At 69.5% G+C, this 18,809-nt stretch carries 24 protein-coding genes; 13 read left to right on the top strand and 11 right to left on the bottom strand.

Translation table 11 applies throughout. The features are described 5' to 3' along the window. Nucleotides 1-4: 4 nt before the first annotated feature. From P3G67_RS27035 to P3G67_RS27020, 4 genes are all read right to left on the bottom strand, one after another. Nucleotides 5-409 (bottom strand): PPOX class F420-dependent oxidoreductase, encoded by a 405-nt coding sequence (locus P3G67_RS27035; RefSeq protein WP_276095831.1) that lies wholly within the window; start codon nt 407-409, stop codon nt 5-7. Between the two features lie 126 nt (nt 410-535). Beyond that, entirely contained in the window at nt 536-1,030 is a 495-nt protein-coding gene (gene ispF, locus P3G67_RS27030) for a 2-C-methyl-D-erythritol 2,4-cyclodiphosphate synthase (RefSeq protein WP_269858476.1), read from the bottom strand. Further along, complete coding sequence (ispD, locus tag P3G67_RS27025) at nt 1,020-1,784, bottom strand: 2-C-methyl-D-erythritol 4-phosphate cytidylyltransferase (RefSeq protein WP_276095872.1); 765 nt, start codon at nt 1,782-1,784, stop codon at nt 1,020-1,022. Before ispD ends, ispF begins: the two co-directional genes overlap by 11 nt. 305 nt (nt 1,785-2,089) lie before the next feature. Next, nucleotides 2,090-2,572, bottom strand: a complete 483-nt coding sequence (locus P3G67_RS27020; protein ID WP_222975880.1) for a CarD family transcriptional regulator — start codon at nt 2,570-2,572, stop codon at nt 2,090-2,092. A gap of 771 nt (nt 2,573-3,343) precedes the next feature. On the opposite strand from P3G67_RS27020, the gene P3G67_RS27015 reads away from it, so the two are divergent. Next, nucleotides 3,344-4,087: a hypothetical protein gene (locus tag P3G67_RS27015; RefSeq protein ID WP_276095830.1), complete on the top strand. Its 744-nt coding sequence runs from the start codon at nt 3,344-3,346 to the stop codon at nt 4,085-4,087. Here P3G67_RS27015 and P3G67_RS27010 read toward each other — a convergent pair. Together P3G67_RS27010 and P3G67_RS27005 are read right to left on the bottom strand one after the other, a co-directional pair. After that, nucleotides 3,996-4,676, bottom strand: a complete 681-nt coding sequence (locus P3G67_RS27010; protein WP_269858474.1) for a response regulator transcription factor — start codon at nt 4,674-4,676, stop codon at nt 3,996-3,998. The two genes, P3G67_RS27015 and P3G67_RS27010, sit on opposite strands and share 92 nt — an antisense overlap. Continuing rightward, nucleotides 4,673-5,980, bottom strand: coding sequence for a sensor histidine kinase (locus P3G67_RS27005; RefSeq protein WP_276095829.1), 1,308 nt, complete (start codon nt 5,978-5,980; stop codon nt 4,673-4,675). The genes P3G67_RS27010 and P3G67_RS27005 overlap by 4 nt, the downstream gene beginning before the upstream one ends. A 194-nt stretch (nt 5,981-6,174) precedes the next feature. Here P3G67_RS27005 and phoU point away from each other — a divergent pair, with 194 nt between their 5' ends. Then, the gene (gene phoU / locus P3G67_RS27000) at nt 6,175-6,858 is read left to right on the top strand and encodes a phosphate signaling complex protein PhoU (RefSeq protein WP_276095828.1); all 684 of its coding nucleotides are present in this window, start codon (nt 6,175-6,177) and stop codon (nt 6,856-6,858) included. Between the two features lie 648 nt (nt 6,859-7,506). On the opposite strand, the gene P3G67_RS26995 is transcribed toward phoU, so the two are convergent. From P3G67_RS26995 to P3G67_RS26975, 4 genes are all read right to left on the bottom strand, one after another. Next, nucleotides 7,507-7,710: a hypothetical protein gene (locus P3G67_RS26995; RefSeq protein WP_276095827.1), complete on the bottom strand. Its 204-nt coding sequence runs from the start codon at nt 7,708-7,710 to the stop codon at nt 7,507-7,509. A 463-nt stretch (nt 7,711-8,173) separates the two neighbouring features. Beyond that, entirely contained in the window at nt 8,174-8,605 is a 432-nt protein-coding gene (locus tag P3G67_RS26990) for an NUDIX hydrolase (protein WP_276095826.1), read from the bottom strand. Nucleotides 8,606-9,048: 443 nt separating this feature from the next. After that, complete coding sequence (locus tag P3G67_RS26980; protein ID WP_276095824.1) at nt 9,049-9,360, bottom strand: hypothetical protein; 312 nt, start codon at nt 9,358-9,360, stop codon at nt 9,049-9,051. Beyond that, nucleotides 9,354-9,761 carry an ATP-binding protein gene (locus P3G67_RS26975; RefSeq protein WP_276095823.1) on the bottom strand — a complete coding sequence of 136 codons (408 nt, stop codon included), beginning with the start codon at nt 9,759-9,761 and terminating at the stop codon, nt 9,354-9,356. Before P3G67_RS26975 ends, P3G67_RS26980 begins: the two co-directional genes overlap by 7 nt. A 215-nt stretch (nt 9,762-9,976) precedes the next feature. Here P3G67_RS26975 and P3G67_RS26970 point away from each other — a divergent pair, with 215 nt between their 5' ends. The 11 genes from P3G67_RS26970 to P3G67_RS26920 all read left to right on the top strand — a co-directional run bounded on the left by P3G67_RS26970 (nt 9,977) and on the right by P3G67_RS26920 (nt 17,942). Then, nucleotides 9,977-10,291, top strand: a complete 315-nt coding sequence (locus P3G67_RS26970; protein ID WP_276095822.1) for a putative quinol monooxygenase — start codon at nt 9,977-9,979, stop codon at nt 10,289-10,291. Beyond that, entirely contained in the window at nt 10,272-11,507 is a 1,236-nt protein-coding gene (locus tag P3G67_RS26965; protein ID WP_391858357.1) for a helix-turn-helix domain-containing protein, read from the top strand. The genes P3G67_RS26970 and P3G67_RS26965 overlap by 20 nt, the downstream gene beginning before the upstream one ends. A gap of 323 nt (nt 11,508-11,830) precedes the next feature. Beyond that, nucleotides 11,831-12,181: an SCO3933 family regulatory protein gene (locus tag P3G67_RS26960; RefSeq protein WP_276095820.1), complete on the top strand. Its 351-nt coding sequence runs from the start codon at nt 11,831-11,833 to the stop codon at nt 12,179-12,181. Nucleotides 12,182-12,183: 2 nt separating this feature from the next. Then, nucleotides 12,184-13,560 carry an FtsK/SpoIIIE domain-containing protein gene (locus tag P3G67_RS26955; RefSeq protein ID WP_276095819.1) on the top strand — a complete coding sequence of 459 codons (1,377 nt, stop codon included), beginning with the start codon at nt 12,184-12,186 and terminating at the stop codon, nt 13,558-13,560. An 85-nt stretch (nt 13,561-13,645) separates the two neighbouring features. Next, the gene (locus P3G67_RS26950) at nt 13,646-14,296 is read left to right on the top strand and encodes a DUF2637 domain-containing protein (protein WP_276095818.1); all 651 of its coding nucleotides are present in this window, start codon (nt 13,646-13,648) and stop codon (nt 14,294-14,296) included. A gap of 13 nt (nt 14,297-14,309) precedes the next feature. Continuing rightward, nucleotides 14,310-14,501 carry a mobile element transfer protein gene (locus P3G67_RS26945; protein WP_276095817.1) on the top strand — a complete coding sequence of 64 codons (192 nt, stop codon included), beginning with the start codon at nt 14,310-14,312 and terminating at the stop codon, nt 14,499-14,501. Nucleotides 14,502-14,511: 10 nt separating this feature from the next. Further along, nucleotides 14,512-14,706: a hypothetical protein gene (locus P3G67_RS26940; protein ID WP_269854143.1), complete on the top strand. Its 195-nt coding sequence runs from the start codon at nt 14,512-14,514 to the stop codon at nt 14,704-14,706. A 13-nt stretch (nt 14,707-14,719) separates the two neighbouring features. Then, nucleotides 14,720-15,004 carry a hypothetical protein gene (locus P3G67_RS26935; RefSeq protein WP_276095816.1) on the top strand — a complete coding sequence of 95 codons (285 nt, stop codon included), beginning with the start codon at nt 14,720-14,722 and terminating at the stop codon, nt 15,002-15,004. Nucleotides 15,005-15,134: 130 nt separating this feature from the next. Next, nucleotides 15,135-16,463: a replication initiator gene (locus tag P3G67_RS26930; protein WP_276095815.1), complete on the top strand. Its 1,329-nt coding sequence runs from the start codon at nt 15,135-15,137 to the stop codon at nt 16,461-16,463. Next, nucleotides 16,456-16,695: a helix-turn-helix transcriptional regulator gene (locus tag P3G67_RS26925; protein WP_276095814.1), complete on the top strand. Its 240-nt coding sequence runs from the start codon at nt 16,456-16,458 to the stop codon at nt 16,693-16,695. The genes P3G67_RS26930 and P3G67_RS26925 overlap by 8 nt, the downstream gene beginning before the upstream one ends. Then, nucleotides 16,695-17,942 carry a tyrosine-type recombinase/integrase gene (locus tag P3G67_RS26920; protein ID WP_276095813.1) on the top strand — a complete coding sequence of 416 codons (1,248 nt, stop codon included), beginning with the start codon at nt 16,695-16,697 and terminating at the stop codon, nt 17,940-17,942. The genes P3G67_RS26925 and P3G67_RS26920 overlap by 1 nt, the downstream gene beginning before the upstream one ends. 80 nt (nt 17,943-18,022) lie before the next feature. On the opposite strand, the gene P3G67_RS26915 is transcribed toward P3G67_RS26920, so the two are convergent. Then, nucleotides 18,023-18,784, bottom strand: a complete 762-nt coding sequence (locus tag P3G67_RS26915) for a phosphoglyceromutase (RefSeq protein WP_276095812.1) — start codon at nt 18,782-18,784, stop codon at nt 18,023-18,025. Nucleotides 18,785-18,809 lie beyond the last annotated feature (25 nt).

The raw sequence follows: 18,809 nt of genomic DNA, 5'->3' as shown, positions 1-18,809 counted from the left end.
CGACTCAGATGCTTCCCACGACCTTGCGCGGCGTAATGCGGACCACGACCCGCTGGGCGTCGTTCACGGACGCCGGGTTGAACTCGGCGTACGGCTTGCCGGTGTACTTGCGGGAGAGTTCCTCGATCAGTTCCGGCCCACCCTCGGTGGTCAGCATGGCCTCGCCGCGGATCTCGGCGTAGGTGTACGGCGCGTCGGAGGGCTGCGCGAGGACGGTCACGCGGGGGTCGCGCCGCATGTTCTTCTCCTTGCGGCGGCCGATGGTCGTCGAGATCAGCACGTCGTCTCCGTCGCGCTTGCACCACACCGGGGACAGCTGCGGGCTGCCGTCCGGCTGGATGGTGGCGAGAACGACGAAGACCGGGCTGTCGAGGAGCTTCTTCAGGTCGTCGGAGAGTGCAGCTGCCATGGCGGTCCCCTTCGGGCGTGGTACGTCGGGCCGTTGTGTACGTACCCTGGCATACCGGGACGAAGTAGTACGACACGTACGATCCACCGTGTTCCACACCCGTACGGACGCAGCACTGACGGGGCGTCAGGCGCGGGGCAGCACCAGGGCGGTGGCGATGGCGGCCAGGCCCTCGGCGCGGCCGGTCAGGCCGAGGCCGTCGGTCGTGGTGCCGCTGACGGAGACCGGGGCGCCGATCGCCTCGGACAGCGTGCGCTGCGCCTCGTCGCGACGCTTGCCGATCTTCGGGCGGACGCCGATCACCTGGATGGCGACGTTGCCGATCTCGTAACCCGCCGCGCGGACGATCCGCGCCGCCTCGGCCAGCAGCGCCACCCCGGAGGCACCGGCCCACTCCGGGCGGTCGGTGCCGAAGTGCGCGCCGAGGTCGCCGACCCCGGCCGCCGAGAACAGCGCGTCACAGGCGGCGTGCGCGGCCACGTCGGCGTCGGAGTGACCGGCCAGGCCGTAGGGCTCGCCGTCCCAGCGCAGCCCGCCGACCCACAGCTCGCGCCCCTCCTCGAAGGCGTGCACATCGGTGCCGACGCCGATGCGCGGGATCACCGGAACGTCAGAAGGCATCGCTGGCCCTCCGGCGGGCGAGCACCGCTTCGGCGAGCACCAGGTCAAGCGGCCTGGTGATCTTGAAGGCCTCCTCGTGGCCCGGCACGACCACGACCTCGACGCCGAGCCGCTCGACCATGCCGGCGTCGTCGGTTGCGCCGTCACCGTTGGACGCGATCTTCTCGTGCGCCTCGGCGAGCACATCGCGGCGGAACCCCTGCGGTGTCTGCACCGCGCGCAGCCGGGCCCGCTCGGGCGTGCCCACCACCGGTTCCGGGCCGCCACCGGGCTCGGGGACGACCTCCTTGACGGTGTCGGCCAGCGGCAGCGCGGGCACCACGGCGGGGGCTCCGGCGCGCACCGCCGCGGCCACCGCGTCCACCGTCTCGACCGGCACCAGCGGGCGGGCGGCGTCGTGCACCAGGACGACGTCCACGTCGTCGGGAAGGGCGGCCAGACCCAGGCGCACCGAGTCCTGGCGGGTGTCACCACCCGCGACGACCTTTATCTGCTTGGACTCGGGCAGGCCGTGGGTGTCCAGCAGGCCGCGCACCTCGGCCACGCCGTCCGCCGGGGCGACCACCACGACCAGGGAGACCTCGCGGGCGCGGATGAGCGCCCGCACGGCGTGCACCAGGATCGGGATGCCGCCGAGGGTGCGCAGCGCCTTGGGCGCGCCGGGGCCGAGCCGGACGCCTCGTCCGGCGGCGGGGATGACGGCCGCGACCGCTCGCGGCGCGGGCGGGGTCGCGGGCAGCGGGGTGGGAGTCAGGTTTGCGTCCTTGGCCGAGTTGGGTATCGCCTCAACGTGCCGGGCACGGTGTCACCGCGGACCCCTTCCGTGAAGCCGCAGTGGCACACCCCCGCCGACGCGGGGCAGGCTGCCCGGGCCCGGCACGCACGGCGCGCGCAGCGGCGCGTTGTACGTACGCGCTCAGCATGCCAGATGTCGGTGTACGCCATACGCCCGGATCTCGGGCCACGGCGGACCTGACAAACATGCCGCAGCGCCCGGCTACGAGACCGGGCACCGCGGCAGACTGGGTGTCCCAGGGGTTGCCCCCGGACCCCCAGGCGTCAGGACGCGAGAACTTCGTCGAGGAGCGCTTCGGCCTTGTCCTCGTTGGTGTTCTCGGCCAGCGCGAGTTCGCTGACGAGGATCTGGCGGGCCTTGGCGAGCATGCGCTTCTCGCCGGCCGACAGCCCACGCTCCCGCTCACGACGCCACAGGTCGCGCACGACTTCAGCGACCTTGATGACATCGCCGGAGGCGAGCTTCTCCAGATTTGCCTTATAGCGACGGGACCAGTTGGTCGGCTCTTCGGTGTACGGCGCGCGCAGCACCTCGAAGACCCGATCCAGCCCGTCCTGACCGACCACGTCGCGTACGCCGACGAACTCCGCATTGTCCGCGGGCACACGTACCGTCAAGTCGCCCTGGGCGACCTTGAGCACCAAGTAGGTCTTGTCCACGCCTTTGATCTGGCGAGTTTCGATGGCCTCGATCAGCGCGGCCCCGTGATGGGGATAGACCACGGTGTCGCCAACCTTGAACGTCATGTGACAGGTACCCCTTCCGTGGCTATCCAGGGTAACACGGGAACGGCCTCATCTGAATGGCGTTTTCGCAGGTCAGGGCATATCTCAGGGCTTGACAAGTGCGACCGGATCGTGCTGGAGGGAACGGTTCTGGACAGGTATCCGCAGGTCGGAGCGGCTGTGCGGGCGAGTCGAAACGCGCACGTTACGCGTCTGGAAGCTCCGATCGAGGGGCGTTTCGTCCCGCTTTGCCACCCACTCATGAGTGCACTTCCGCTACTCCGTTCGGAGATCGGACACCGAACCACGGACCGGTTCGGGCCGTTCCCGGCCCCCTTCACACCTTCGACACCACCCTCCCCGCACGAAATGGCGAATTAGCGCTCCCGGGGGTGATCCACATTTGGACAGATTCCGATAACCGGTCTAGTGGTACAGCCGACAGAATTGATCTTCGGATTGATCTTCAGCTGCCGGACAAGCGCTGGACATCCGCCGGACAAGCACCGCAATCACCCCTTGGGAATCAGCGAACGCAATCCCCTCACGGGCCGCTGGGGAACCGCCGCGGGGCTCCTCCCGGGGCGGTCCCACGGGCGGCCGTTCAACCGCCGCGTGGGTGAGGCGGGGCCGCGAAGGGGTGGCCGGGTGCGGCACCGCATCGGCGGCTCGGTAACCTAAGCGCGCTGGAAGATCCTTAGTGCGGCTTTACACGGCGCCACCGGGCACCGCGACGGCCGCCGAAGCCCGCCGCCGTAACTCGTCCAAGTCGTCCAAGGAGATGCCGCCGCCGTGAGCCGCAGCCTTCGACGCGGCGCTGTCGCCGCCGTTCTCGCTCTCTCCCTCGCCCCGTTCGCCGCCGCCTGCGGGGCCGGTAGCGACTCGCAGACCCTCGAGGTCAAGCCGGATTCCGTCGCCACGTCCGTCGGCAACATCAAGATCCAGAACGCCTACATCATCACCGAGCCGAACGGTACGGGACCTGCCACGGTCACCGCCCGCGTCTTCAACAACGGCAGCAGCCCGGAGCAGCTCACCGGGATCACCGTCGAGGGCGCCGCGCAGCAGGTGAAGCTGACCGGCGCGGACGGCAAGACCGGTCCGATCAACATCCCGGCGAACGGCTCGGTCACGCTCGGCGGCAGCGGCAACCCGACCGCCATGCTGTCCAGCAGCCAGGGCATCACCCCCGGCAACTTCCAGAGCACCGTCTTCAACTTCAGCAGCACCGGCCAGGTGAGCCTCGCCCCGCAGGTCACCCCGGCCACGCACTACTTCCAGCCGTTCGGCCCGGGCGTCGAGGCGACCCCGTCGACCCCCGCCTCCGGCGCGCCCTCGGCCCACCCGTCCGGCTCGGCCTCGACGAAGCCGGGCGCCTCGGGCAAGCCGGGCACGCCGGGAGAGTCCGGCGCGCCGAGCGCTTCCGCGTATCGGCCGCCGTGGCTTACGGCTCGAACTTGTAGCCGAGGCCGCGGACCGTCACCAGGTAGCGCGGCGCGCCGGGGTCCGGCTCGATCTTGGCCCGCAGCCGCTTGACGTGCACATCCAGGGTCTTGGTGTCCCCGACGTAGTCGGCGCCCCAGACCCGGTCGATGAGCTGCATCCGGGTCAGCACCCGGCCCGCGTTGCGCAGCAGCATCTCCAGCAGGTCGAACTCCTTGAGCGGCAGGTCCACCTTGCCGCCGGAGACCGTGACGACGTGCCGGTCGACGTCCATCCTGACCGGCCCTGCCTCCAGGGCCGCCGGGGCGACCTCCTCCGGCTCGCCCTGGCGGCGCAGCACAGCGCGGATCCTGGCGACCAGCTCGCGCGAGGAGAACGGCTTGGTCACGTAGTCGTCGGCTCCTATCTCCAGCCCGACGACCTTGTCGATCTCGCTGTCCTTGGCGGTGACCATGATCACCGGGACGTTCGACCTGTTGCGCAGCTGGCGGCAGACCTCGGTGCCGGGCAGACCGGGCAGCATCAGGTCGAGCAGCACCAGGTCGGCGCCGTTGCGTTCGAACTCCTCAAGACCGTCCGGCCCGGTGGCCGCGACCGCCACCTCGAAGCCTTCCTTGCGGAGCATGTACGACAGTGCGTCGCTGAACGATTCCTCGTCCTCGACAACGAGCACTCGGGTCACGGAAGGACCTCCGGAGCAGGATGGGGGGTTGCATGGGTCGGGGTTGGGGTGGTGGTCGCGTACGGCTCGCCAGGCGGTACGCGATGCCCGGCACCGTCGTCGGGCGCGTCGGCGTCCGATGTGCCCGCGGCGTCGTCGCGGCGGTCGGAGGGGCGGGCGCTCCCGGCCTCCGGCAGCCTGAGGGTGAACGTGGAGCCCTGTCCCTCGGCGCTCCACACGGTGACCTCCCCGCCGTGCGAGGCGGCCACGTGCTTGACGATCGACAGGCCGAGGCCGGTGCCTCCGGTGGCGCGCGAGCGCGCCGGGTCGACGCGGTAGAACCGCTCGAAGATCCGCTCCCGGTCGGCCTGGGAGATGCCCATGCCCTGGTCGGTCACGGAGATCTCGATCAGATCGCCGCCCGGTGCCGGGACCCGGCGTCCGGCGATGCCGACGCGGGTACGGGCCGGGCTGTAGTTGACCGCGTTCTCGACCAGGTTGCCGAGCGCGGCGGCGAGCTGGCCCCGGTGCCCCCACACGTACAGGTCGGGGGCGCCCGCGGTGGCCATGGTGATCTGCTTGGTGTTGGCCGGGTGGCGGCAGCGGTCGATGGCCTCGGCGACCAGGTCGTCCACCGCGACCGGCTCGGCGTCCTCCAGCGGGTCGTCGTTCTGCACCCGCGACAGGTCGATGATCTCCTGGACCAGGCTGGTCAGCCGGGTGGCCTCGACCTGCATCCGGCCCGCGAAGCGGTTGACCGCCTCCGGGTCGTCGGCCGCGTCCATCACGGCCTCGGAGAGCAGGGAGAGCGCGCCCACCGGGGTCTTCAGCTCATGGCTGACGTTGGCGACGAAGTCCCGTCGCACCGCCTCGATCCTGCGGGCCTCGGTCAGGTCCTCGACCAGCAGCAGCACCAGCCGGGAGCCGAGCGGCGCCACCCGGGCGGAGACCGCCAGGGGCTCGCCGCGCCCGCTGCGGCGCGGCAGGTCCAGCTCGACCTGCCGTATCTCGCCGTCCCGCCGGGTCTCCCTGGCCATCTGGAGCATCCGGTCGACGGCCAGCCGGCCGCCCCTGACCAGCCCCAGCGCGTACGCGGCCGAGCTGGCCTTGACGACCGTGTCGCCCTCGTCCAGCACCACCGCGGAGGAGCGGAGCACGGACAGCACGGTGTCCACACCGGGCGGCAGCACCGCCTCGGTGTGCAGCGAGGTACGGGTCGGACGCGCCTGCTCGCGCTCGCTCCAGCGGAAGGCCAGCACGGCGGCGGCACCGGTACACACACCGCCGATCGCACTGGCTGCGGCGATTGCCGCGTTCACGTCCATGCCGTCAAGACTAGGCGGGTGGAATGACTGGTCCACAGCCTTCCGGGGAGGGACTCGAACACTCGTTGCCAAGAGTTCACCGTGGTGTCGGGATCGGTTCACTCTGGGTGCCCGGCCGGGACGCGTGTACGAAGCACCGTGGGTGGCCGAGACTCGTACCGCCATACGGGCGCGGCTGCAAGAGAGGAAGACTGATGCGGGACGCCTACCACGAGGAGCTGGACTCGATCGGCGACGGCCTGGTCGAGATGGCACGGCTCGTCGGCTCTGCGATCGGGCGGGCCACCACCGCGCTGCTGGACGCGGACCTCAAGCTCGCCGAGAACGTGATCGCCTCCGACGAGCGGGTGGACGATCTCCAGCGCGAACTGGAGAACCGGGCCATCGACCTGCTCGCCCGGCAGCAGCCGGTCGCCACCGACCTGCGGATCGTCGTCACGTCCCTGCGGATGAGCGCCGACCTGGAGCGCTCCGGGGACCTCGCCCGGCATGTCGCCAAGCTGGCCCGGCTGCGCTACCCGCAGTCCGCGGTGCCGCGCGACCTGCACAGCACGGTGCTGGAGATGGGCCAGCTCGCGCAGCGGCTGATGGCGAAGGCGGCCGAGGTGATCGTCTCGAAGGACGTGGACGCCGCCCTGCAGCTGGAGGCGGACGACGACCGCATGGACGAGCTGCACCGCACCCTCTTCCAGCACCTGCTGGACGACCGCTGGCAGCACGGCATCGAGACGGCCGTCGACGTGACGCTGTGCGGTCGGTACTACGAGCGCTTCGCCGACCACGCGGTGTCGGTGGCGAACCGGGTCGTCTACCTGGTGACCGGTGAGCACGCGGACGAGCTGACCTCGTCGCAGTCCTCCGCCGCGGACGGCTCCTGACCCGGCAGCGCGAGGGCGCGGGCGGCGCGTCGGAAACTTGCCGCCACGCGCCCTTGATGCGCCGGGGGGTGCGAGCGTTCACTGAGCGCCAGCACGTGTGTTTGGCACGTAGCTTGGGCTCCACACCGAGGAGGGTGTTGATGAGTGGATGCGCTTGCGGTCCCGGTTGCAGCTGCGGATGCCAGTCGGGCGGCCCGTGCCAGTGCGGAGGGTCCTGCGGCTGACGCAGGAAGAAGACGAACCCATTGACGGAGTCGGGCCCCCCCCCCAGCGGGGTGGGGGGGCCCCGACTCCACTGCCGCACAGCCCAACTCACTTGGGCACGGGGCTACTTCTTCTTGCCCTGGGTCTTGTCGGTGATCTTGGCAGCCTGGGATTTGGCTGGTTGTGGCGCTGGACGTCCGCCTCTGACTGGTCGTCATTGGTCGTTGCTGGCCACTGTCGAGCGACCTCGGACGGCCCAGAGACGGCCCGGCTAACCCGACCGCCGGGGGGGACGAGCTTCTGATCCGTAGCTCTAGAGAGATCGGTCAACGGCGGTCAAAGAGGCCAGGGATGGGCCGCTGACGGGTGCTTCGGGTTACCTGCGGTTGGGGAGGTTGCTGTACTTCGGTGCTGTACAGCAACGGCTGCCGCCTGGGGCTGACGTCAGTCACGACTGAGACGGCGGGTCTGCCACTCGATGGCGGCCACGGTCAAGGCCAGGCCCCACGCAGTTCCGGCGAATCGGAGCAGCGAATCGACGTACGTCTCGTGCCCCGCCAGTTGGATCTGAAGCGCGAGCGCGAAGAGCACCGCGCCCAGCGCGGCAAGGGTTAAGGCAACGGGCCCGGAAGCACGGTTCTCGGACATGTGGACCTCCTTGGTATCTGAACAATTCTAGCGACGGACGCCGAGCTGTTGATGGTTGCCTTGTGAGTACGGAGCGAGACGCGGTGTGAAGCGTGAGCCTAGGCACGCGGTCGGCGTAGCGACTTTGGCCGGGAGCTGCTTTGGCGCGAGTGATCACGGCCCCGTAAGCTTCCGGCGCGTCGGGCAGTCTGTGGACCTGCCCGGTAAAGCACGACGTTGGGGCCGTGATCTTCGAGGCTCGCGCCAAAGTGGCTGGCTAAAGTCGCGGAGCCGACCGCCCCAGCCACAGGGGGGTTTCTCTCGTCCGCCCGCTGCACGCAGCGCGCCGCCGGGCGCGGCCAGCCGGGGCGAAGACAGGAGGCAGGCCGCGCCGCAGAGGCGGCGCGCGCCCGCGCTGTGCGCGGGCCTTGAACCCGTAGAGAAGGTTGTTACTCGCCATGTACCTGGGGTTGGCGAGCCAGTGCTAGACGAGCTTCACGCCGTCATGCGCACGGACGGCGGGTGGGGATGCCGCTTCGAGTGCGTCCAGGACGCGGATCGCGTATACCTCCTCGGCGAGTTGGCACACCTCGTCGCGAGTGGCCCAGCGCAGTGCCAGGGTCTCTGCTCCAGTCGTGAGGCTGCCGCCGATCACCTTGCAGCGGAAGACGAGGGCGACGACCAGGCCGGTCATGTTCTTGTAGACGCCTGTGAGCGTTGCCGGGAGTTCGATCGTGATCCCGGTCTCCTCTAGCACCTCGCGCCGGAGGGCTTCCGTGATCGTCTCCCCTGCCTCCAGGACTCCGCCGGGTGGTTCCCAGTGGCCGTTGTCCCGACGCTGTATGAGCAGAGCCCGACCCTGCCCATCGACGATGACTCCGGCAACGCTCACAGAGTGCGGGCGTTGGATGCTCACGATCACCGGTTCCCCTCGGCTGGCTGGTCGTTCCACCGTAGGCGCCAGCCAAGTGCGGCATCACCTGGCATGGCCACAGAACTGCTCTGTGCAGTCTGGGAGGTTGCCCCCTTGGCGGTGGGCCAGCGTCAGGAAGAGCACTGGTCGGGCGGTCCACTCGATGCGGGTGCTGGCGTGAGTGATGGCGAAGGCGCATGGCTGGGCGCGCTCCAGGTCGCCGATGGCAGCCACGTAGCCGCTGGTCATCCAGGCCCAGGCTCGATCGGCTGCGTCTGGTTCAAGGGCCGACACAATAGTCTGTAGGACCCCCCTGATCCATCGCACAGCTTGTGTGGCGGTGACCGCTTCGAACGAAGCAAAGAGACCAGGAGCACTGCCAGTTGTGGGGCTTGTGGTCCAGCACTCGCACCAGTAGCCGCGGCGAACGTTGAGGTCGGGGTTCTTCATCGTGCGGTCCCTATAGGGCGGACTGACAGGACGTATCGGGTGGTGTCGTCGGCGAGGATGAAGGCGTACGTCTCACCTGCGGCTAGTGCGGATAAGGCGCGTTCGTGCTCGACCTGGTCCTCGAGCCAGTGACTGGCCGGTCGAGCGGGCGCCGAGTCGAGTTGGTCGGCGACATCCCGTACGCGACCGCGGAGCCAACGCAGCGCCAGGCGTGGCGTGCTGGCCGGTTGCGTGCTCAGCAGGTGGGCGCTTCCGCTCTCCCCTACGTGGGCGACGGCTTCGCACCAGTAGTTGAAGAGAGTCAGCACGCGATCACCGGCTCAGCTGGCACTGGCATCAAGTAGGCGGTGATCGTGCGGCCGTGCTCGTCGCCGTCGATGTCGACGTGCTGAGCCAGAGCAACGACCAGCCCGAGCCCGCGGCCGTGGGGGTCCTCTTCGGCGGGGTCCTGGACGCTCGGCTCGTTCTTCGCGGCTCCGAGGTCGGCAACCGAGACCGTGATGCCTCCGCCAGACGTGGCTAGCGAGACACGGAAGGTGCCGGGCTCGTCGCCGCTCGCGGTGTGGAGAAGGGCGTTGGAACCGAGCTCGGTCACAACCAGGGCGGCGTCCTCGACACGCGGACTGCCGCTCAGGATGTGTCGCGTCCACTGGCGGACATTGCGGAGCTCCTCCGGCCGCCCGGGAAAGGTGCGTCGGTACTCGGGCATGGACCGCCTCCATCTCGGTGACCTGCGGATTTCTGCGCCAACTACCTCGTCCTGCTGACGCGGATCGCAGTGAGCCGTACAATTAGTACTAGCACCGTACCGAGTGTGCGGGTACTCCGAGTGCGGGATCGCACTTTTCGTGCGGGTCGCCTGGCGCATAGCGTTCACGCCGAGGTGTGGTGCTGAGCTGAGACATCAATCGAGAGGGGAACCGGATGTTCGGGCTGATGGTGCGCTTCACATGCAAGGACGAGTCGGCGGCTGCCGAGTTCGATTCCTTGGTGGCGCAGACCGGCGAACAGATCCGCGCGAACGAGCCCGGGACGGTGATCTACACGGTGCACCGGGTTGACGGTCGCCCGCTGGAACGCATCTTCTACGAGCTCTACCGGGACAAGGACGCCTTCGAAGCTCACGAGTCGAAGGACTACGTGAAGGCATTCCTCTCCGCGCGCGAGCAGTACCTTGCCTCAACCGAGGTCGATCGCTTGGACTTCGTGTCCGGCAAGGGTGTGGACGTTGAGCACTGACTATGAGAAGGCGCTTGGTCGCAAGATCGCCTTCAACCGCAAGCGCCGTGGGCTCTCACAGAAAGAGTTCGCTCGCCTGCTGGACCGTTCCGAAGCCTGGGTGTCCCAGGTAGAGCGGGGTGTACGCCGCATCGACCGTATGACGGTGTTGGAGAAGGTCGCCGAAGTCCTCGAACTGCCCTTGGCGGAACTGGCGGCGGAAGCGCCGATCGTGGCATCGGTGGCCGAAGGTGAGCCCCCGGGGGCCAGCCGCCTGCGCCTAGTGCTGAGCGCCGCCCATTCTCTGAAGGCGATCCTCGGGCACCACGAGCCGCCGGACGTGCCTGCGCTTCGGTCTGAGGTCGACCGCGCATGGGAACTGACGCACCAGGCCAAGTACGCGGATTTGGCAGACCTGTTGGAACGGCTGGTCCCCAGGCTGGAAGGAGCCGCGCGATCGACTCCGGAGAAACAACGGCCTGAGCTCTTCCGGCTGCTGGCCGCGATGTACCACACGTGCAGTGCCGCCCTGGCAAACATGGGAGAACCGGAGGCGGCCTGGATCGCCGTCGACCGATCGGTGGTCGCCGCCGAACGGGCCAACGATCCGTTGCTGATGGCGGCCGGTGAGTTCCGGCTGTCCATCGTCTTTCTCGGTGCGCGCCACTTCGACCAGGCCGCCCAAGCCTCCGGCACTGCCGCTGACGCACTCCGTCCCCTGGCGGACTCGGGGCAGATCGAAGCTGTCGCCCTGCGCGGGGCACTGACCTTGCAGCGGGCAGTAGCCGCAGCCAAGGCGAACGACGCCGAGACCGCGTACGCGTACCTGCGGGACGCCCGGGGCATGGCTGACCAGGTTGGCTCCGGGCGCAACGACTACAACACCGAGTTCGGTCCCACCAACGTCGGGCTTCATGAGGTCTCGGTCGCCGTCGATCTTGGTGACGCCGGAGTGGCTCTCAGGGCCGCGGAGAGCATCGACGCGTCGGTGCTCTCCTCCGAGCGACAGACACGGTTCCAGATCGACATCGCGCGTGCGCATGCGCAACGTCGGCAGGTCGACAGCGCTGTCTCCGCGCTACTGAAGGCCCGCCACCTCTCACCTGAGATGGTCCGCGCCATGCCAAGTGTGAAGCAGCTCGTGACGGACCTGCTGACCATGAGTCAGCCGCCGTCGGATCAGTTGCGGTCGCTTGCAAGCGAGTTGGGCGTACAGGAAGTGCGGACTAGTACGTGAAGTACTAGACAGTACTTGGAGTACGGGTTACTGTGGTGAGTGTCGGCAGACTCCTCCGCATCCGGCGGAGTGGGTGATGCGGGCATGCGAACGCGCCGGAGCAGGAAGGCAGACCTGCACCGGGGCGCGAGCAATAAGGGCCACAGACATGAATGTGGCCTGAGCGGGAGGCAGCCCACTCAGGCCGGGTGCGTCGTTGGCACAACGCTCCTAGAGCGTATCGCGCCCAGTCCGTATGCGGTCAACCTCCCGTTGCGTAGCTATTCGTCAGCAATTGCACCCCTCATCGAATGCAGAGGGGCAGCTCGCAAGGGAGTAGTTCTGTGCGTTCCATCCGTGTGGAGACCTCGGCGGCGACGATCCTGCTGACCGAGGCTCCGGAGAAGAAGGTCAAGGACCGGCAGTCGGGCGAGATCGCCACCGACTCGGTCACCGGCGAGACGCTGATGACGCTCGGCGTGGTCTACATCGAGGGCGGTGGGTCCTCGCTGATCAAGGTCACCGTTCCGGAGCGGGGCGTCACCGAGGGTCTGGCGGTCGGGGCTCCGGTCTCGCTCGTGGGTCTGGTGGCGCGGCCGTGGGAATCCACGTTCAACGGTCAGCAGCGGCACGGGATCGCCTACCGGGCCGAGGTGGTGGCTCCGGCTTCCTTCCCGGCTGAGGTGGGGGCCTGATCGTGTCCGATCTGATGACGTTGGTGGAGGTGGGTGGTCCGGTCGCCGCGTTCGGTGGCGGGGCTGCCTACCTCCGGGCCCGGCACCCGGCCGCCTACTGGTGCACGCTCGGCCTGCCGGTCTCGACGGCGAAGCTGCTGGGCTCGTACGGCTCGACCATGGACGCGTGCGGGCTGACCGTCCAGCCGTCCAGGCTCCGGGCTCTGCTGGTTCAGGCGACCACCCGGCAGGAGGTGCGGCCCGTCCCGCCACGGCGCGGGATGATCCGGCCGACCTCGACCGGGATGCGGCTTCGACTGCGGCTCGCGCCTGGGCAGGAACCGGCGGACGTGGCGGCGTCGGCGGAACGGCTGCGGCATGCCTGGGGCGTTCACGCCGTGTACGTCACCGTGGTCAAGCCGGGCGTGGTCGAGTTGCGGCTGGTCGGCTTCGATGTGCTGCGGAAAGTCCGCATGCCCCGCAAGACCGGCGGCGACTTCCTCAAGGTGCCGGTGGCGCTGCGGGAGGACGCGACGGCGTTCGTGCGGGACTATCGCGCGATACCCCACCAACTCACCCTGGGTGCCACGCTGTCGGGTAAGTCGATGTTCCTGCGGCACGTGGTCGCCGGGCTCGCTCCTCAACCGGTGGCGCTGGTGGGGATCGACTGCAAGCGGGGTGTGGAGTTGGCGCCGTTCGCTCCTCGGCTGTCGGCGCTGGCAACGGACCCGGAGCAGGCGGCTGAACTGCTGCCGGTGCTGGTCGAGTTGATGGAGGCCCGGTACGACCTGATCAAGGCCCGGCAGGGCATCGCGCCGGGCACCCCGGATGAGGAGATCACCTCGGACATCTGGGGCTTGCCCGAGGCCGAACGCCCTGTTCCCGTCGTGCTGTTGGTGGACGAGGTTGCCGAGCTGTTCCTGGTCGCCACGAAGAAGGACGAGGAACGGCGGGATGAGATGGTCACCCAGCTCATCCGCCTTGCCCAACTCGGCCGTGCCGCCGGGATCTACCTGGAGGTGTGCGGTCAGCGGTTCGGTGCCGAGCTGGGCAAGGGCGCCACGATGCTCCGCGCCCAGCTCACTGGCCGGGTCTGTCACCGGGTGAACGACGAAGCCTCCGCCAAGATGGCGCTCGGCGACATCGCCCCCCAAGCCGTTGGCGCGGCCTGCGCTATCGCCCCCGAAATGCCGGGCCTGGCGGTCGCCGGGGACACCTCCGGCGGCTGGTCCCGCATCCGCACCCCATATCTCTCGCTCGGCGACGCTGCGGCGGCCTGCGCCGAGACGGCTCACCTCGTGCCGGACGTTCCCGCGCTTGATCCGTTCCGGCCCGCCGTGCCCGTGCAGCCTGTTGACCGCCCGGTGTCGCTGGTCAAGCCGCTACCGGTGACCGACTAACCCCCTCCCCCTCCAACGGTCGGCGTGACCGCCTCACGCCACGTCCCTACCCCCGCCATGCCTGAACCAGGAAGGAGACCGCGCCATGCGCGCTCACCTGGCCCGCGTTGACGCGGTGCTCGTCCAGGCGGTCATCGCCGCCGCGTTGTCCTTCGCCCACCTGCACGACATCGCCTCGGCGGCCGGCCAGAACGGCTGGAAAGCCTGGGCCTATCCGGTCTCGGTCGACCTGCTACTCGTCGCGGCCTGGCGGCGGCTGCGAACTGGCTCGTCCAAGGCGGCCGGGTGGTGCTGGTTCGTGATCGCGCTTGCCGCCTCGCTCGGGGCGAACGTGGCCACCGCCGGGCTGCTCGACTTGGGCGCCGTCCCGGCCTGGCTGCGCATCCTCGTCGCCGGATGGCCCGCCGTCGCCTTCCTCGGCGGAACACTCCTCGCGCACACGGCCACGACACCTCGGCACGCCCAACCACCCGCCATAACAGCCGAGTTGGACCTGACCGACGAGGAAGAAACGGCTCCTCGCGCCGAGGCGGACGGCGGCACTCCCGCTCCAGCACCGCCGGAACCGGCCGACCAACCGACCACGCCCGCGGTACCCGCCGCCCTGGTCGAACACGCCCGCAAGCTCGCCACCGCCCACCAGGAACGCACCGGGCGGTCCATCGACACCCCGACCCTGCGCGCCCAGCTCGGCGTCCCCGCGCCGCTCGCCGAAGCCATCGCCGCCCAGCTCTGAAAGGAGTCCTCCCGTGTCCGCCAACCGCCGCTTCCGCAACGTCACCCGCATCGGCCCCGTCCAGGTCGGCACCGCCTACGACAACCGCGGCCGTGAGAAGCACACCGCCGCCTGCACCGCGCCCCGCTGCGGCTTCTCCAGCGACTACGACTCCCGCGCCGCCGCCGAACTGGCAGCCCGTACCCACCGCTGCCCCATCCGCTGAAAGGCCCCCCGTGACCGTCAGCCTGCCCCTGGTCGTCGTGCTCGGCGTCGTCGCCTGGGCCGCGATCAAGTTCATGAACATCCGCCTGTGGGTCGCCGTCGTGATCGCCCTGTTCGGCTTCTACCTCGCCCACACCTTCCTTGCCCCCGCCATCGACAGCGGCACCCGCACGGGCGTCGGCGTCGTCAACGGCACCCACCGCTGAAAGGACCAGCGCCATGCTGCTCCGCCCCACCTACCCCGCACTTCCCGAGCCGCGCACCCACACGACAACCGCCGTGGTGCACGGTCATGAGTCGGCCTGCCCCTGCGCCCACATCCCGGCGCCTCCGACCCGCGGGATCGCCCCCGTTGTCGGGCTCGGCGTCGGTGCGGTCGCCGCCGTCGTCCTGGTCGGCATCGTGCTGACCGCCCTCGTCACCGCTGTGGCCGTCGGGGCCGTGTCCGTGGCGGTCGCCGCCGTGGTCCTGCGCTCCCTGCTCGGCACCCCGCGCCATCGCTGATCCGCAACTGCCGGGGCGGCCCGATACCGCCAAGCATCGCCGCCCCGGCAGCCCACCCCTCACGACCTAAGTCGCAAAGGAGACAACCATCATCACCCGGGCCACCCCGCCCCCGCTGCCGGAACTCGGCATGCTCGCCTCGCTCGGCACCATGCCCGCGCTGGCACGCCAGCTCTCCGGCCTGGGCGGCTGCACCAACCCGATCCGCCTCGACGGCCACCGCTCCGAGTACGCACTGGACACCGCCACCGGCGAGATCGGCCCACTCCTCCACCACATCACCTCTGACCAGCTCCCCGCCGGTCACCTCCTGGTCCGCTGCAACAACCGCCGCACCACCCGCTGCCCGGCCTGCGCCGAGGTCTACCGCCGCGACACCTACCAGCTCATCACCGCAGGACTGCGCGGAGGCAAGGGCACCCCGGAGCAAGTCGCCACACACCCCCGCGTCTTCGCCACCTTCACCGCGCCCAGCTTCGGCCCGGTCCACAACCGCCCGGACTCCGGCCGCTGCCGCTGCGGAACCCAACACCCGCTGGAAGCCCCCGAGTTGGGTACACCACTGGACCCGGACTCGTACGACTACGAAGCCGCGGTGCTCTGGAACGCCCACGCCGGTGCGCTATGGCGGCGCTTCTCCATCTACCTGCGCCGCGAGATCGCCAAGCGCGCCGGGCTGACCCAACGCGCCTTCCGCCAGTACGCACGCGTCAGCTTCGCCAAGGTCGCCGAGTACCAACGGCGCGGCCTGGTCCACTTCCACGCCGTCATCCGCCTCGACGGCCCGGACGGCGGCACCACCCCTCCCCCGGCCTGGGCGACCGCCGAGCTGCTAACCGACGCGATCCAGGCTGCCGCTGCAACCGCCCGCATCACCGGCCCGGCCGTCGACGGACGCCAACACGTCTTCACCTTCGGGCGCCAGCTCGACGTCCGCACCATCCGCACCGTCGACTTCGACGGCCAAGCCGAGCTGACCGATCGCGCGGTCGCCGCCTACATCGCCAAGTACGCCACCAAGGGCGCCGAGTCGGCGACCGGCACCCTGGATCGGCCGATCAAGTTCCTCGCCGAGCTGGCCCGCCTCGCCATCAGCGACCACGCCCGACGCATGATCCGCACCGCCTGGGCGCTCGGCGGGCGGCGGGAGTTGGAGGATCTCCGGCTCCGCGCCTGGGCGCACATGCTCGGCTTCCGCGGCCACTTCTCCACCAAAACCCGCCGCTACTCCGCCACCCTCGGCGCACTCCGCACCGCCCGCGCCGAATGGCGACGACTTCAAGCCATCACGGCTCGCAACGAGGCCGAGAACCGGCCGACGGACGGCGAACCCGACGAGACGACGCTGGTCCTCGCTCACTGGGCCTTCGCCGGAACCGGCCTCACCCGTGGCGAGGAATGGCTCGCCGCCACGCTCACACCCGCGCTGGGAACGGAAGGAGAGTCCACCCGTGGCTAACCGACGCCTCACCGTGGCGGAAGTAACCGCCGTACCTCGCGTCCTGCCGTCGCGGTACCTGACCCCTGACGACCTGGTGGAGCTGTTCGATCTGCCCAGCGTTGAGACGGTCTACCAGTGGCGTCGCAAGCGCACCGGCCCCCGTGGCTTCCGCGTCGGCCGACACCTGCGCTTCGACCCGGCGGACGTGCGGGCCTGGGTGGACGCCCAGCGCGAGGGGGTGGCGGCCTGATGGCCGGACACATCCAAGACCGCTGGTACAAGACCGAGGTCGGCCCTGACGGCAAGGCCCACAAGGCCAAGACCGAGCGCTATGGCACGGGCATGCGCTACCGCGCCCGCTACGTCGGCCCGGACGGGACGGAGAAGTCCAAGAGCTTCCCCGATCGGCAGAAGCGGCAGGCTGATCTGTGGCTGGCGCACATCGAGGCGGACATGGCACGCGGGCAGTACATCGACCCGCGTGCGGCCCGGATCACGTTCCAGCAGTACGCGGAACGCTGGGTGGCCACCCAGGGCGCCGATCCGAACACCCAGGCCTCGATGGAGTCACAGCTCCGGCTGCACGCCTTCCCGTATCTGGGATCCCGCCCGCTGGGCTCCTTCCAACCTGCTCACGTCCGTGACTGGGTACGGCAGCTCCAGGAGAACGGCGTCCGCGGCTCGTACGCCCGGACGATCTACTCCAACGTCCGCGCCGCCCTGAGCGCGGCCGTGGACGACGGCCACCTTCCCCGGAATCCGTGCGCGGCTCGCTCGGTCCGGCCGCCGACTGTGGACAACAAGCGCGTCGTCCCCTGGACGCCGGAACGGCTCTTCGCCGTCCGGGCCGCCATGCCCGAGCGCTTCCAGGCCATGGTCGACCTGGGCGGCGGCTGCGGGCTCCGGCAGGGAGAAATCCTCGGCGTCGCCGTCGATGCGATCGACTTCGAGTCGGACACGCTCCACGTGGTCCAGCAGCTCAAGCTGAGCCGGAGCAAGGCCGTGTTCGCTCCGCCCAAGGGCGGCAAGCTCCGGGACGTGCCGTTGCCCGGGCCGGTCGCCGATGCGCTCCGCGAGCACATGAAGCGGTTCCCGCCGGTCGAGATCACCTTGCCGTGGAAGGTGGCCGATGGGCCTCCAGTAACCAAGCGGCTGATCTTCACCGGGCCGCGCGGCGGACACGTCTGGCGTACGTCCCTCAACGAAGAGATTTGGAAGCGAGCACTCGCGAAGGCCGGTGTGATCCCCGAGCGGAAGCCGGGCGAGTCGTACGCCGAGTCCCGCGAGAACGGCATGCACGCCCTGAGGCACTTCTACGCCTCGGTTCTCCTGGACGCCGGAGAGAACATCAAGGCCCTCGCCGAGTACCTCGGTCACTCGGACCCGGGGCTGACGCTCCGCGTGTACGCGCATCTCATGCCGTCCAGCCAGGAGCGCACCCGCAAGGCCGTGGCCGCCGTCTTCGACACGGCCCGGTCCGGCCCGTCCCCCACCTGACGGCCCAGAGACGGCCCCAGCACACCATCAAGCCCTCTACCAGCGGAGAACCCGCAGGTAGAGGGCTTGATCGTTCCGGGCTACTTCTTCTTGCCCTGGTTCTTGACCGCCTCGATGGCGGCCTTGGCGGCCTCCGGGTCGAGGTAGGTGCCACCGGGGGTGATCGGGCGGAAGTCGGCGTCCAGTTCGTAGGCGAGCGGGATGCCGGTGGGGATGTTCAGGCCCGCGATGTCGGCGTCGGAGATGCCGTCGAGGTGCTTGACCAGGGCGCGCAGCGAGTTGCCGTGCGCGGCGACCAGCACGGTGCGCCCGGCGATCAGGTCCGGCACGATGGCGTCGTACCAGTACGGCAGCATGCGGGCGACGACGTCCTTGAGGCACTCGGTGCGCGGGCGCAGCTCGCTCGGGATGGACGCGTAGCGCGGGTCGTCGCTCTGCGAGAACTCGGAGCCGTCCTCGAGCGGCGGCGGCGGGGTGTCGTAGGAGCGGCGCCAGAGCATGAACTGCTCCTCGCCGAACTCCGCCAGCGTCTGCGCCTTGTCCTTGCCCTGCAGGGCGCCGTAGTGGCGCTCGTTCAGACGCCAGGAGCGGTGCACCGGGATCCAGTGCCGGTCGCAGGACTCCAGCGCGAGGTTCGCGGTGCGGATGGCGCGCTTCTGCACGGAGGTGTGCACGACGTCGGGGAGCAGGCCGGCGTCCTTCAGCAGCTCACCGCCGCGGACCGCCTCCTTCTCGCCCTTCTCGGTGAGGTTCACGTCCACCCAGCCGGTGAACAGGTTCTTCGCGTTCCACTCGCTCTCGCCGTGGCGGAGCAAGATCAGCTTGTACGGAGCAGCAGCCATGGATGTGAGCCTAATCGAAATCCGC

The organism is Streptomyces silvisoli (assembly GCF_029269905.1).
Taxonomy (GTDB): domain Bacteria; phylum Actinomycetota; class Actinomycetes; order Streptomycetales; family Streptomycetaceae; genus Streptantibioticus_A; species Streptantibioticus_A silvisoli_A.
The sequence above is the reverse complement of the archived record's forward strand: the minus strand, read 5'-3'. Positions and strand labels throughout refer to the sequence as shown.